A 13,678-nucleotide genomic window follows, 5' to 3' on the forward strand; every position below is an offset into this window, starting at 1 on the left:
TCAGAATGACGAGTTTTAACACTTTTCAGACAGTCTTAATATTTAAATGTGCTTGCTAGAAATTAATGTTGCAACACTTCAATATCTACATCTTTATACAGTTCTAAATTTTCAATTTCAAAACTAGCCATATAATCAAATCGTTCTCTATTTTCAGATTTAACTAAATTCACATATAGTTTTGCTGTTTTCACAAACTTCTCTTCTTTTTGACTATTTAACACTAATAAATACCCCATAATAATATTTCCAGCCATTTCAACCAATCTAGTTGAATGAAAATCGATCAATTCATTGCTTTCTTGTGCCACAACTCTTTGAACAATTGACTCATATTCTTCAGTCATTTTATGCAACTTCGTTCTAATTTCACAATTTTTATCAGAAACCTCCGTATCATATTTCTTAATTTGCTCTAAGAATACCCCTGTTGTAACACCTTTTATTGCGGCAACAGCTTGTAATTGCGATGTACCTTCATAAATAGAAGTGATACGTGCATCTCTATAAATACGTTCAATTGGGAAATCTTTCATAAAACCAGTTCCACCGTGAATTTGTAAAGAATCATACGCTATTTTATTACAAGTTTCACTAGCTGTTAACTTGATTAACGGTGTAAAAACATTTGATAATTTAGCATAGTATTTCATTTCCATGCGCTCTTCTTTCTCTAATTTTCTAGAACGCATTACATCTTCATACACTTTAGAAATATCAACAAAACGAGTAGTTTCATACAATAAAGAACGAAGTGCATCAATACGAACTTTCATATTGGTAAGCATTTCATAAACTGCGGGAAAATTCACAATTACTTTTCCAAACTGCGCTCTTTCTTCAGCATATTTTAAAGCTTCACGATAAGCAGCGTCAGCAATACCAACCGATTGTGCTCCTACTCCTAAACGAGCAGAATTCATCAATGCCATTACGTATTTAATCAATCCAAAGCGTTCTTTACCTACCAATTCCGCAGGTGCATCTTTAAATACCAACTCACAGGTTGGAGAACCTTTAATTCCTAATTTTTTTTCTAAGTGACGCACCTCAACGGCGTGATCATTTCTATCATAAATAAACATAGATAAACCACGAGCATCACTAGTCCCTTCTTCTGACCTTGCCAACACCAAAGAAATATCAGCATCACCATTTGTTATAAACCGTTTTACACCATTTAAAATCCAAGTATTTTTTTCTTCGTTAAAAACAGCTTTCAATTTTACGGCTTGTAAATCAGAACCAGCATCAGGTTCTGTCAATACCATAGCAGCCGTAGCACCATCACGGTTAAAACGAGGTAAATATTTTTCTCTCTGTGCTTCTGAACCAAATTCATATATGGTTTCGGCACAATCTTGCAATCCCCAAATATTGGCAAATCCAGCATCTGCTCTGGCTACCATTTCTGCAGCCATTACATACGGCAATAATGGAAAGTTTAATCCTCCATATTTTCTTGGCAAGGACAAGCCAATTAAACCTGCATCATATAAAGCTTTATAATCTTCAGTTGTTCCCTTGGCATAAATTACTTCGTTATTTTCAATATGTGGACCTTCTAAATCTACAGATTCGGCGTTCGTTGCAATGGTATTTGCACAAATATCACCCACAATATCAAGTATTTTTTCATAGGAATCTATGGCGTCTTCGTGATTTAAAGGTGCAAAATCAAACTCTTCAGACTCTTTAAAATCTTGTTCTTTTAATTTTACTATTTTTTTTACAATTGGATCTTTTAAATGAAATTTAAAATCCGGAGTATCTGTGAAAAAATTATTCATTTTTTTCTATTTTATGGTTAATAAACTTTCAAAATTACACTTTTCGTCAACCTGAATTTAGTTCAGGTTCTCATCTCTTTAGATTACTGTGTAATGAGATGCTGAAACAAGTTCAGCATGACGGCTTGTACTATTTTTTGAAAATCTTATCATTTTTTTTATTAATCTATTTAGCGTTTTCCTTATAAAATTTAATCATCTTAGGAATAACTACACCCAAATCACCTGTGATTACATAATCTGCCAATGCATTTATAGGAGCTTCAGGATCATTATTTATGGAGATAATCATTGAAGCATCTTGCATACCAGCTGTATGTTGAATTGCTCCTGAAATACCTGCAGCTATATACAATTTTGGTCGAACTGTTGTTCCTGTTTGTCCAATTTGGCGATTGTGATCAATAAACCCAGCATCTACTGCTGCTCTAGAACCACCAACTTCACCCCCCAATATATTAGCTAGATTTTTAAGTAGATCAAAATTTTCTTTTGACCCTACTCCATAACCACCTGCAACAATAATAGGCGCGTCTTTTAAATTCACATCAGACTCTTCTATATGACGCTCAATTATTTTTACCACAAAATCGGTATCAGAAACAGCTTCATTTACTATTACCGAAATTACTTCTGTTTTGTAATTCGCATCAAAAATTTCTTTTTTCATCACACCTTCTCTAACCGTTGCCATTTGCGGGTGCATATCCCAATTAATAATATTTGCCATAATACTCCCCCCAAAAGCAGGACGAATGGCATATAATAAATCGGTATATTCTTTCTTTTCCTTCTTTACAAAATGATCACCAATATCTAAAATTGTTGTATCAGCGGTTAGGCCACAATTTAATTTTGAAGCAATTCTTGGTGCCAAATCTCTTCCTACTGAAGTTGCTCCAAACAACACTATTTGAGGATCTTCTTGTTTTAAAACTTTAGTTACCAAGGCTGCATGAGGTAACGTTCTATATGGTTCTAATCTAACATCATCACCTACAAATAACCTATCTACACCATAAGGTGCAATTTGGCTTTCAATACCTTTTAAATCTTTTCCATTAACCATAGCGACTAAAGGAGCATCTAATTTTTCGGCTAAACGTTTCCCTGCTGATAATAACTCTTGGCTTATTTCTGCTACTTTTTTATTTTCTACTTCGCAATAAACAAATACACTTTTCATCTTACTTATTTTAAGTTATATCAACTACCCAATGGTATGATGTTTAATTAATTCTTTAATCATTCCTTCAATATCACTATCTGAATCGTTCAACACTTTGGATTCGGTTGCTGTTAAAACAATGCTTGATACACTCTTTACTTTTGTAGGCGAACCAGCCAATCCAATTTTAGTTACATCAGCTTCAATATCTTCTACACTCCATTCAGGAATAACTAAATAAGGTCTTTTTAAATGTAATGCTTCTAAAACAGGGTCTCCTTTTCTCATTTCTGTTTTAGTTCTTGCATATTTATGTTTCATCACTTTTTTAGCAATTCTTGATCTGCAATCTGGTGAAGACCCATGAACTGTCATTAAAACAGGATACGGTGCTGAAACAGTTTCAACTCCAGTTTCCAAACGACGTCTAGCTATAATTTCATCCTCTTTAATATCAAGAATTTCCTCAACATAAGTTACCTGTGGAATTCCTAATTTATCAGCACATTGAGGTCCAACCTGAGCGGTATCACCGTCAATTGCTTGTCTTCCTCCAACAATTAAATCGTAATCGGCTATTTTTTTTATTCCTTGAACAATGGTATAACTTGTAGCTAAAGTATCGGCACCTCCAAAACGGCGATCTGAAATCATAATTCCATTATCAACACCTCTATAATAACCTTCACGAATAATGTCGGCGGCTTTGGGTGGTCCCATTGTTAAAATGGTAACCGTTGTTCCCGGTATACGATCTTTAATATTTAATGCTAATTCTAAGGCATGCAAATCATCTGGATTAAAAACGGTTGCAAGCTTACCTCTATTTACCGTACCATCAGGCTTCATAGCATCAGGCCCTACATGTCGGGTGTCTGGCACTTGCTTTGCTAGTACTACAATTTTAAGTGGTCTCATATTTTATATCAATTCTGTTTAGTTTAATCTTCTAAATTTAAAGGAAATATTTCGTCAAAAGCATGACATTACTCATACTCTTAAAATAGTTTAAACTAACTTTAAAAATAGGCATAAAAAAAAGCGATGATTTTTAAATCATCGCTTTAAAATATATTGGTTTTTAACCTACTTTTACTTTTCTAATTCTTCAACATTATCAGTTTCATGATTAAAAGTATTCATGAAATTTTCCATAATAGCATTGCTAACTCCCATATTTGAGAATCCTCCATCGTGGAATAAATTTTGAAGTGTTACTTTCTTTGTTAAATCTGAAAATAAACTGATGGTATAATCTGCACATTCTAATGCGGTAGCATTACCTAGTGGAGACATTTCTTCAGCATACGCAATAAATCCGTCAAAACCTTTAACACCACTACCTGCTGTTGTTGGAGTTGGAGATTGTGAAATTGTATTTACTCTTACTTTTTTATCTCTTCCGTAGAAATAACCAAAGCTACGTGCAATTGATTCTAAATAAGCTTTGTTATCAGCCATATCGTTATAATCAGGAAAAACACGTTGTGCAGCCATATAAGACAAAGCAACAATACTTCCCCATTCATTCATAGCGTCTTTTTTATATAACATACTCATTACCCTGTGGAAAGATAATGCTGATACATCAAAACCTGTTTTTGTGAAATTATAATCTTGATTAGTGTAATGATTTCCTCTACGAACATTCACAGACATACCAATTGAATGCAATACAAAATCAATTTTCCCTCCTAAGATTTCCATTGCTTTATCAACTAAAACTTCTAAATCCATCATTGATGTTGCATCTGCAGGAATTACTTGAGAACCTGTTTTTTCAGCTAATTCAGAAATAGTTCCCAATCGCATAGCAACTGGTGCATTTGTTAACACAAATGTTGCTCCTTCTTCGTGCGCTCTTTCTGCTACTTTCCATGCAATAGATTTTGAATCTAATGCTCCAAAAATAATTCCTCTTTTCCCTTTTAGTAAATTATACATGTAATATATTGTTTTTGATTTTATTTGAATTTGGTTGCAAATATAGTAATTTATTAACTTAACAACTCTTTTGCATGTTCAATAGCTGTTGAAGTAACATTTTTACCGCCTAACATCTCTGCAATTTCAGTTATTCTTTCACTTTCTGAAAGCTGTTTTAACTGTGTTACTATGTTATTTGAAATGTCTTGTTTGTATACTTTATAGTGTTGTTGCCCTTTTGCTGCAATTTGAGGTAAATGCGTTATGGTAATTACCTGCATGTTTTTGCTCATTTGTTGCATTATGTCTGCCATTTTTTGAGAAACATCTCCAGAAACACCGGTATCAATTTCATCAAAAATAATGGTTGGTAACTTTAAATATGTTGAAAGAATTGATTTTACAGACAACATAATTCTTGACAATTCTCCTCCTGAAGCTACTTTTTTAAGTTCTCCAAAATTAGCACCTTTATTTGCTGAAATTAACAACTGTAATTCATCCTTACCGTTTTTAAAATAGGATGTTGAATGCTGAATATCAAATTTAAAACGGGTATTTTCCATTCCTAAATTTGACAACATTTTTTCTAATTTCCTCACCAAAACAGGAATGGCTTTCACTCTCTTTTCAAAAATTTTATTAGCTAAAACATCAATCTTTTTCGCAACCTCAGCTACTTCATTTTCCTTTTCTTTTATAATGGTTGAAGAGTTTTGCACAGCATCTACTTTTACTGAAAGTGTTTGCTGTAGCTCTAATAAACTTTTTACAGAATCTACCACATGCTTTTTCTGTAAATTATATATTAACTGCAATCTGTCGTTTAATTTTTCTAATTCAGAACCATCAAAACTTACATTTTCATTAGCATCTTCAATCTCACTTGTAATGTCATCAAATTCAATTTTTAAACTCAACACTCTTTCATAAAGTTCCTTATAATCACTTGAAAAAGGTGAGATTTTATTAAAATTATTGGTCAACGCATTTAACATAGACTGCAAACCAATTTCTTCGTTTACCGCCATTGATTGTGCTTCAGATAAATTTATTTTTATTTCTTCAATATTATTTAATTTATCTAATGTTTGCTCAATTTCTTCTTGTTCACCTTCTTTTAATTTTGCACTTTGCAACTCTTCAAACAAATGTAAATTATATTCGTATTGCTCTTTTTCTTTTGCTTGTTCCTGCTTAAGTGCGTTAAGTTCTTTTACTAGTTTTGTATATAATGTTAGACCTCTTTTATACGACTCAATTTTAGCGAAATTATTCTCCAAAGCGTCCAATATTTGAAATTGAAAACTGGCATCAGATAATTGCATTGTTTGATGTTGTGAATGTACATCTATTAACTTTTCACTTAAGTTATTTAGAACTTGTAATGTGGTAGGCGTGTCGTTTATAAATGCTCTAGATTTTCCGCTAGGTAAAATTTCACGCCTAATAATTGTTTCTGCTTCAAAATCAATATCATTTTGTTCAAAAAAGGTTTCTAAATTATATTTAGAAATAGAAAATTGACCTTCAATAATACATTTTTGTAATGAATCCTTCAATGTTGAAGATTCAGCTCGTTTACCTAAAACCAATCCAAGTGCGCCTAATAAAATAGATTTACCAGCACCGGTTTCACCTGTTATGATAGATAATTGGTCTTTAAAATTTACAGCCAAACTTTCAATTAAGGCATAATTTTTTATGGAAAGGTGTGTTAGCATTTTCTAAAATAAAAAGTAAAAAATTACTTTATAGAGTTCCACTTTTCAGCATTTAAAGGGGAAATTCTTATTAAATCTTCTTTTAGTTCAAAGGTTTCATATCTTGGTCCGTCTGAAAAAATTTCAACAATTTCATCAGATTTTGAATCCATAAAAACACGTAATAAAAACGCATTAGGACGCGAATTATGTAATGTTTTTAATATACCTAAAGCTTCTGCAATATTTTCTTTTGCTGTTTTAGGGTCTTTACTCATTAAATCTAAACCGTGTAAATGATATTGATACATTGCTGTATGAAATTCTTTATACGTTGGCGACAATATATTATCGGTTAAACTAAAACGAGTTCTTGCACCATCAGCCTGATTCCATCCTTTATAACCACTTTGTTGCGCTTGTGCCAATACATCTTGAGCTTGTGTAAAAAAAGATATTCCTCCGTATTGAGAAAAAGTATCAGCATCCATTCCCAAAACAACATACACATAATACGTTATCATTGAAACTAAATTAGATTCAAAAGTTGTTGCATTATAAACCAAAGGTTCAAATTCTAAATATTGAAATGAGAAATTTGTGTCTTTAAAATTAAAAACGGGTGTTGAATAATTTGAATTATAAACTGGGCGAGATGATTGTATTTGTATACTACCTTTAAACGAACTTCCGTTCTGTTCATCAATAATAATACTCATATTACAATTAACGCGTTCCTGATTTTTATAATTATAACCTGTCCAACGTGTTTGATTTATAAAATCGTTTAGTGAATTTTGAAGTGTTGTAAAAATTTGTTTATTTGACCCAGGTACTTTATCTGAATTTATAGTAATAGTACAGTTTAACTCTTGTGCATTTAACTGAATAATTGCAAAAAGGAAAAAAATTATTTGAACTATGCTACGCATTAATTGTATTCAGTATTTCGTTAAAAATATCTGCTGCTACTTTAGCTTTAGATTTCAGACTAAATTCGGAGATTTTTTCAAATTTATCAATAAGAGTTACTTTATTGGTTGTTGTTTTAAATCCTGCACCTTTGTCTTTTAGCGAATTTAGTACAATTAAATCTAAATTCTTTTTATTTAGCTTTAATTTTGCGTTTTCTATTTCATTATTGGTTTCCAAAGCAAAACCAACTAAAAATTGATGTGATTTTTCTTTTCCTAATGAAGCTAAAATATCTTGTGTTTTCACCAATTCAATAGTTAAAGAATCTTCAGATTTTTTCAACTTTTGATCAAAAACTATTTTTGGCTTGTAATCTGCTACAGCTGCTGAAAGAATTGCGATATCAACATTTTTGAAATACGTATGAGCTACATTATACATATCTTCTGCACTCACAACATTGATTCTTTCAATTGCTGAAGTTTCAACAATTTCGTTAGAAGGCCCCGCTATTAAATAAACTTCGGCTCCTAAACTAGCTGCTGTTTTCGCCAATTCAAAACCCATTTTACCCGATGAATGATTTCCTATAAAACGAACAGGATCAATTGCTTCATACGTTGGTCCAGCAGTAATTAACACTTTCTTTTTATACAAAGGTAATCCTTTAACTATTTCATTTTCAATAAATGAAACAATATCTTCTGGTTCAGCCATACGGCCTTCACCTTCTAAACCACTTGCTAAAAAACCAGTTGATGGAGGAATAAATATATTTCCGAAACCTTGTAACTTTTTAATGCTATTTTGGGTAGATGGATGCTTGTACATATCTAAATCCATTGTAGGTGCAAAAAACACCTTACATTTTGCAGATAGATAGGTAGCTAACAATAAGTTATCGCAAGTACCATTCCCCATTTTAGACAATGTATTTGCAGTTGCAGGGGCAATAACCATATAATCAGCCCAAAGACCTAATTCTACGTGGCTATTCCACTCTTCATCCTCATCTTCACTTTTATCAAAAAAGGTAGAATATACTGGATTTTGTGAAAGCGTAGAAAGTGTTAACGGTGTAACAAAATCTTTAGAGGCAGGTGTCATAACTACTTTAACGTTTGCACCTGCTTTAATAAAAAGTCTGACTAAACTTGCCGTTTTATAAGCAGCAATACCAGCTGTTACGCCTAAAAGTATGTTTTTACCGCCTAAAACACTCATAATTACTCTTGAATTTCTTCTGGATTTCTGAAGTAAATTTTATCTTGTAACCACTCTTCTACTGCAAGTGCTGTAGGTTTTGGTAATTTTTCATAAAATTTAGAAACTTCTATTTGCTCTTTATTTTCAAATACCTCATCTAAACTATCAGTATAAGTTGCAAATTCTTCTAATTTTTCAATTAATTCACTTTTTAAATCACCATTAATTTGTTGAGCTCTTTTAGCTATAATAGTAATTGCTTCGTAAATATTTTCTGTTGGCGCTTCAATTAAGTTCTTGTCGTAAGTAACTGTTGTTGTAGCTGCTTTTGTGTTTTTATAATCCATTAGTTTCCTTTTTTAGTGCAACAATGAGGCTTAATTCCTCATTTAATTTTGTTAATAATTCTTCCGTTTCTTCTAATTTTTCAGCTTCAGGAAAATTTCTTTTAAACTTTTCCTGAGCCTTAACCGCATCATTTAACCTGGTTTCTTTTTTATAAAAATAGCTATTAATTGCTAACTCATAAGAAGAAATAAATTTTAAATATAATGCTTCTTCTTTGTAACTAGTACCTAAATATTCTCCTAAAAAAATATCAAAAGCAGCTATTGCTGCAATGTAATCTTGAGTATGGTAGTATTGTCTTGAAATTTCAAAAGCTTTTTTTTCTAATTTAGAGGTTAATTCTTTGATCGTCTCATTAGCTTCAACTATTTTGTCAGATTCAGGGTACTTATAAATAAAATTCTGCAACGCATTGATTGCCTCATAAGTATCTTTTTGATCTAAACTATATACTGGAGAAGCTAAAAAATAACTACGTGCAGATAAATATGCTGCTTCTTCAACTTTAGAACTTTGCGGATAATTTTTAACAAACTTATCAAAATAATATGAAGACAATGTATATTGCTTGGTATTATAATGTGCTTGTGAAATCATATATTGAATACGCTCATTTTGAGGTTTCCCCCTATAAAATGGCGTAATTTTCTCAAGTAATTGGTTCGCTTTATTAAAACTCTGTTCTTCGTACATTTTTGTAGCCATCTTATATTGTTCCTGAGCAGTACCCTTATTAAGTACTTTATGATACTCACCACAAGATGAAAGTCCTGTTGCTATCAATAAAATGAAAATATAAATCTTATTTTTTTGCATTGGGCAAAATTAGTTATTTATTATGGATTATTAAAATGATTTTTTTACTTCAATAAAACACAAAAATAACTTGCTTATACTATATAAACAGTGTAAAAAACTTAATTGTTTGTTAATTGTTATACTGTAGGTGCTGCTGCACTTACCACATTAAGTTGCTTAATATCATTATCAAACAAGTACAACCCACCTTTATCGTCTCCAATTAAGTTAATTTTATCTAAAATCGTTCTAGCTTGGGCTTCTTCTTCAATTTGTTCAGCTACATACCACTGTAAAAAATTATGAGTTGCATAATCTTTTTCTTCTAAAGCAATATGAACTAAATCATTAATACTTTGAGAAACAAAAACCTCATGTTTAAATAATGTTTCAAACATTTCTTTAATTGAACCAAACTCAGCCGCAGGCTCAACTAAATCAGAAACATGTGCTTGACCTCCTCTTTCATTCACATATTTAAATAGTTTTAACATATGCTGACGTTCTTCATCTGAAGCATCGTACATGAATTGAGAAACTCCTTCTAAACCTTTATTCTCTGAATAAGAAGCCATTGCTAAATATATTTGAGACGATTCTGCTTCAATTCTTATTTGCTTATTTAAAGCAGCTTGCATATTTCTTGATAACATAATTTTGTATTTTTTATTCATTTTACACCTAAACGATGTAAAATTACTAATAATTATCTATAAAAGCATTAATTTTTTGCTGTAATTCTAACGTTGCAGGTACCAAAGGTAACCTCACATTTAATTTACAGATGGCTAATTTATTTAAAACCGCTTTAATTCCAGAAGGATTACATTCTTCAAAAATAGAATCAATACTATCCATTATTTTATAATGCAATTCATTCGCCTTTTCAACTTCACTATTTAAGCCTAATTGAATCATTTCTGAAAAATCTTTAGGTAAACCTTGACCAATTACCGAAATAACACCTGAACCACCTGCTAACACCATTGGTAAAGCAATCATATCATCACCTGAAATCACCATAAAATCTTTAGGCTTTTGTTGAATTAAACGCATTGCCTGTACCAAATCTCCTGCTGCTTCTTTTACCGCTACAATATTATTAAAATCATTAGCCAATCTTAAAATTGTTGTTGGCTCAAAGTTTTTACCAGTTCTACCTGGTACATTGTATAAAATAATTGGTAAAGGACTAGCTTCAGCTATAGCTTTAAAATGCTGGTAAATTCCTTCTTGAGTTGGCTTGTTATAATAAGGAGAAACAGAAAGAATTGCACAAAAAGCTGATAAATCTGTGGTTTTAATTTCTTCAACAACAGCCATTGTATTGTTTCCTCCAACACCTAACACCAACGGAAGCCTTCCATTGTTAGTTTTTATAATGGTTTCCTTTACCTGTTCTTTTTCTTCTTTTGTTAAGGTCGCTGGCTCTCCTGTAGTACCAAGAACTACTAAATAGTTAACCCCATTATCAATTTGAAAGTTTACCAAACGTGCTAAACCAACAAAATCAACTGATTGATCTTCATTAAATGGTGTTACCAAAGCAACGCCTGTCCCTAACAATTCCTTCATTATAATTTATTTAAGATCTCTAAATACTTCTTTAACTCACTATTAAACAACGCTGTATCAGATATTTCGCAATCAATCATTATATCGTACAAGCGTGTGTCAACTTCTGAAAAACCAACTTTAAGCGCAGCCTCACATTGCAAAACTAATAACTTACAATATATATTTTCAACTTTACTGTAATTAATTAACAAATCGTATTTTTTTGTTAAAACAGCTTTCAAAACGTCAGACTTCACTTTACCAAACCAACCAAAATCTTTTGAAGAAAAACAGTTTTCACAAGTATTTTTTTTATTTATGTTATTATAAAATATTACAACATCTATGTTATCTTCAGTCAATCCCAAGTGCTCAGAAATACTTTGTAAAACGGCTTCTCTATTAGAACTCTCATTTAAAAAAACAACACTATTTTGAAGCTTATATGATTCATGTTTTTTTGAATCTTCCAACAATTTTCGCAATTGTTTGTTGAAAAAAAATTGAGTACTTTTTCGTTTAAATCCTTTGAAAATCATCTATATTTACGCTTGATTCACAAAACTAATTAAAATCATTAGTACTACAACAATGAAAAATACAATTCTTATTCTTTTTATAACTTTACTTAGTGTAAGTTGTAAAAAAGAGCCTCAATATTTGGTTAAAATTGAAGGTAAACAGCTGCCTATTTCCGCAGAAATTGCATCCGATAAAACTATTGAAGATTTTATTCTACCATATAAAGAAAAAGTAGAAGCTGAAATGAACACTGTTTTAAGCTACACTCCTAAAGACTTGGTTAGAATAGATGGCAAATTAGAAAGTTCTCTTGGCAATTTAATGGCCGATTTATGTTTTGAAAGAGCAAATCCGGTATTCAACTCTAGAACAGGAAAAAATATAGATTTTGCGATGCTAAACTTTGGTGGCATTAGAGCAGGAATTACAAAAGGCGATATTAAAACAATAAATGCTTTTAATTTAATGCCGTTTGAAAATAGCTTGGTTGTTGTAGAAATGACCGCTGAAAAAGTTACCGAATTAGCCAAGTATTTAATTGCTCAAAACAAAGCTCACCCCATATCAAAACAACTAAACTTAATAGTTGAAGCTAATGAATACAATTTAACAATTCATAATTTACCTCTTGATGATTCAAAAACTTATTTTGTTTTAACTTCTGATTATTTACAAAATGGAGGTGATAATATGGTGTTTTTTAAAGACCCTGTGAAATTATTTAAATTAGATTATAAAGTTCGAAATTCAATTATTGATTATTTCACTGAAATTGATACAATTAAAGTTGAATTAGACGGAAGATTTACAAAAGAAAATTAAGAAAATGAAAAGAAGAAACTTTATACAAAAATCTACTGCTGCAACTGCTTTTTTAACTTTAGGCGGACTTTCAATGCAGTCTTTCAGCGAAAAAAACACCAAGCAGATTACCATTTTACACACAAACGATGTACATAGCCATATTGAACCTTTTAAAAACAATCATTATAAATACCCAAATCAGGGTGGTGTGGCTCGAAGAGCAATTTTGGTTGAAGAAATTCGAAAAGAAAACCCTAACACCTTATTGTTAGATGCTGGGGATATTTTTCAAGGAACGCCTTACTTTAACTTTTACGGTGGTGAATTGGAATTTAAATTAATGAGCATGCTAAAATATGATGCTGCAACTATTGGAAATCATGATTTTGACAATAGTATTGATGGTTTATATGCACAACTTCCCCACGCAAAGTTTAATTTTATTTCATCAAATTACGATTTTAAAAATACCATTTTAGATACGCACGTAAAACCTTATAAAGTTTTTGAAAAAGATGGAATTAAAATTGGAGTTTTTGGCTTAGGAATTGAATTAGCTGGTTTGGTAGACCCAAGAATGTTTAAAGAAACAATTTATTTAGACCCTGTTGAAATAGCACAGGATATGAGTAGAATATTAAAAGATGATGAAGGCTGCGATTTGGTTATTTGTCTTTCGCACCTAGGATATCACTATACTAATGATAAAATTAACGATTTAAAACTAGCTTCAAAAACAAAAAATATTGATTTAATAATTGGAGGCCATACACATACTTTTTTACCTAAGCCAACCGTTACTAAAAACAGTGATGGCGAAAATGTGCTGGTAAACCAGGTAGGCTGTTACGGAATAAATGTTGGCCGAGTTGATTTTTATTTTGATAGTGATAAAAATAAAACAAGTAAAGGAAAAAGTATTATTGTATAAAACAAAATAG

Annotated in this window: 14 protein-coding genes; 2 read left to right on the plus strand and 12 right to left on the minus strand. The window is 31.3% G+C overall.

Features of this window, described 5'->3' with window-relative positions; all coding sequences use genetic code 11:
- Nucleotides 1–62: 62 nt before the first annotated feature.
- The 12 genes from CHB67_RS05645 to CHB67_RS05700 form a co-directional block, all read right to left on the minus strand.
- Complete coding sequence (locus tag CHB67_RS05645; RefSeq protein ID WP_089380789.1) at nt 63–1,790, minus strand: acyl-CoA dehydrogenase family protein; 1,728 nt, start codon at nt 1,788–1,790, stop codon at nt 63–65.
- A 166-nt stretch (nt 1,791–1,956) separates the two neighbouring features.
- Nucleotides 1,957–2,976 (minus strand): electron transfer flavoprotein subunit alpha/FixB family protein, encoded by a 1,020-nt coding sequence (locus CHB67_RS05650; protein WP_089380790.1) that lies wholly within the window; start codon nt 2,974–2,976, stop codon nt 1,957–1,959.
- A gap of 24 nt (nt 2,977–3,000) precedes the next feature.
- Nucleotides 3,001–3,876: an electron transfer flavoprotein subunit beta/FixA family protein gene (locus CHB67_RS05655; protein ID WP_089380791.1), complete on the minus strand. Its 876-nt coding sequence runs from the start codon at nt 3,874–3,876 to the stop codon at nt 3,001–3,003.
- A 174-nt stretch (nt 3,877–4,050) separates the two neighbouring features.
- Complete coding sequence (locus CHB67_RS05660) at nt 4,051–4,902, minus strand: enoyl-ACP reductase FabI (RefSeq protein WP_089380792.1); 852 nt, start codon at nt 4,900–4,902, stop codon at nt 4,051–4,053.
- Nucleotides 4,903–4,955: 53 nt separating this feature from the next.
- Nucleotides 4,956–6,608, minus strand: coding sequence for a DNA repair protein RecN (gene recN / locus CHB67_RS05665; RefSeq protein ID WP_089380793.1), 1,653 nt, complete (start codon nt 6,606–6,608; stop codon nt 4,956–4,958).
- A 23-nt stretch (nt 6,609–6,631) separates the two neighbouring features.
- Nucleotides 6,632–7,519 carry a type IX secretion system protein PorD gene (gene porD, locus CHB67_RS05670; RefSeq protein ID WP_089380794.1) on the minus strand — a complete coding sequence of 296 codons (888 nt, stop codon included), beginning with the start codon at nt 7,517–7,519 and terminating at the stop codon, nt 6,632–6,634.
- Nucleotides 7,512–8,726, minus strand: a complete 1,215-nt coding sequence (gene coaBC / locus CHB67_RS05675) for a bifunctional phosphopantothenoylcysteine decarboxylase/phosphopantothenate--cysteine ligase CoaBC (RefSeq protein WP_089380795.1) — start codon at nt 8,724–8,726, stop codon at nt 7,512–7,514. Before coaBC ends, porD begins: the two co-directional genes overlap by 8 nt.
- A gap of 2 nt (nt 8,727–8,728) precedes the next feature.
- Nucleotides 8,729–9,055, minus strand: coding sequence for a DNA-directed RNA polymerase subunit omega (locus tag CHB67_RS05680; RefSeq protein WP_089380796.1), 327 nt, complete (start codon nt 9,053–9,055; stop codon nt 8,729–8,731).
- The gene (locus tag CHB67_RS05685; RefSeq protein WP_089380797.1) at nt 9,045–9,872 is read right to left on the minus strand and encodes an outer membrane protein assembly factor BamD; all 828 of its coding nucleotides are present in this window, start codon (nt 9,870–9,872) and stop codon (nt 9,045–9,047) included. The genes CHB67_RS05680 and CHB67_RS05685 overlap by 11 nt, the downstream gene beginning before the upstream one ends.
- 119 nt (nt 9,873–9,991) lie before the next feature.
- The gene (locus tag CHB67_RS05690; RefSeq protein WP_089381110.1) at nt 9,992–10,507 is read right to left on the minus strand and encodes a ferritin; all 516 of its coding nucleotides are present in this window, start codon (nt 10,505–10,507) and stop codon (nt 9,992–9,994) included.
- Nucleotides 10,508–10,553: 46 nt separating this feature from the next.
- Complete coding sequence (gene dapA, locus CHB67_RS05695) at nt 10,554–11,429, minus strand: 4-hydroxy-tetrahydrodipicolinate synthase (RefSeq protein ID WP_089380798.1); 876 nt, start codon at nt 11,427–11,429, stop codon at nt 10,554–10,556.
- Nucleotides 11,429–11,950 carry a DUF6913 domain-containing protein gene (locus tag CHB67_RS05700; RefSeq protein ID WP_089380799.1) on the minus strand — a complete coding sequence of 174 codons (522 nt, stop codon included), beginning with the start codon at nt 11,948–11,950 and terminating at the stop codon, nt 11,429–11,431. Before CHB67_RS05700 ends, dapA begins: the two co-directional genes overlap by 1 nt.
- A gap of 52 nt (nt 11,951–12,002) precedes the next feature.
- Between CHB67_RS05700 and CHB67_RS05705 the strand changes: the two genes are divergently transcribed.
- Nucleotides 12,003–12,755: a 5'-nucleotidase C-terminal domain-containing protein gene (locus CHB67_RS05705; protein WP_089380800.1), complete on the plus strand. Its 753-nt coding sequence runs from the start codon at nt 12,003–12,005 to the stop codon at nt 12,753–12,755.
- Between the two features lie 4 nt (nt 12,756–12,759).
- Nucleotides 12,760–13,668, plus strand: a complete 909-nt coding sequence (locus CHB67_RS05710) for a bifunctional metallophosphatase/5'-nucleotidase (RefSeq protein WP_089380801.1) — start codon at nt 12,760–12,762, stop codon at nt 13,666–13,668.
- The last annotated feature ends 10 nt before the right edge of the window (nt 13,669–13,678 follow it).

This window comes from Lutibacter agarilyticus (genome assembly GCF_900188235.1).
In the GTDB taxonomy this organism is placed as follows: Bacteria; Bacteroidota; Bacteroidia; order Flavobacteriales; family Flavobacteriaceae; genus Lutibacter; species Lutibacter agarilyticus.

Bases quoted from the DNA above. Each gene is read 5' to 3' on its own strand.
- CHB67_RS05645 (WP_089380789.1), bottom strand. From the start codon at position 1,790: ATGAATAATTTTTTCACAGATACTCCGGATTTTAAATTTCATTTAAAA.
- CHB67_RS05650 (WP_089380790.1), bottom strand. From the start codon at position 2,976: ATGAAAAGTGTATTTGTTTATTGCGAAGTAGAAAATAAAAAAGTAGCA.
- CHB67_RS05655 (WP_089380791.1), bottom strand. From the start codon at position 3,876: ATGAGACCACTTAAAATTGTAGTACTAGCAAAGCAAGTGCCAGACACC.
- CHB67_RS05660 (WP_089380792.1), bottom strand. From the start codon at position 4,902: ATGTATAATTTACTAAAAGGGAAAAGAGGAATTATTTTTGGAGCATTA.
- recN (WP_089380793.1), bottom strand. From the start codon at position 6,608: ATGCTAACACACCTTTCCATAAAAAATTATGCCTTAATTGAAAGTTTG.
- porD (WP_089380794.1), bottom strand. From the start codon at position 7,519: ATGCGTAGCATAGTTCAAATAATTTTTTTCCTTTTTGCAATTATTCAG.
- coaBC (WP_089380795.1), bottom strand. From the start codon at position 8,726: ATGAGTGTTTTAGGCGGTAAAAACATACTTTTAGGCGTAACAGCTGGT.
- CHB67_RS05680 (WP_089380796.1), bottom strand. From the start codon at position 9,055: ATGGATTATAAAAACACAAAAGCAGCTACAACAACAGTTACTTACGAC.
- CHB67_RS05685 (WP_089380797.1), bottom strand. From the start codon at position 9,872: ATGCAAAAAAATAAGATTTATATTTTCATTTTATTGATAGCAACAGGA.
- CHB67_RS05690 (WP_089381110.1), bottom strand. From the start codon at position 10,507: ATGTTATCAAGAAATATGCAAGCTGCTTTAAATAAGCAAATAAGAATT.
- dapA (WP_089380798.1), bottom strand. From the start codon at position 11,429: ATGAAGGAATTGTTAGGGACAGGCGTTGCTTTGGTAACACCATTTAAT.
- CHB67_RS05700 (WP_089380799.1), bottom strand. From the start codon at position 11,950: ATGATTTTCAAAGGATTTAAACGAAAAAGTACTCAATTTTTTTTCAAC.
- CHB67_RS05705 (WP_089380800.1), top strand. From the start codon at position 12,003: ATGAAAAATACAATTCTTATTCTTTTTATAACTTTACTTAGTGTAAGT.
- CHB67_RS05710 (WP_089380801.1), top strand. From the start codon at position 12,760: ATGAAAAGAAGAAACTTTATACAAAAATCTACTGCTGCAACTGCTTTT.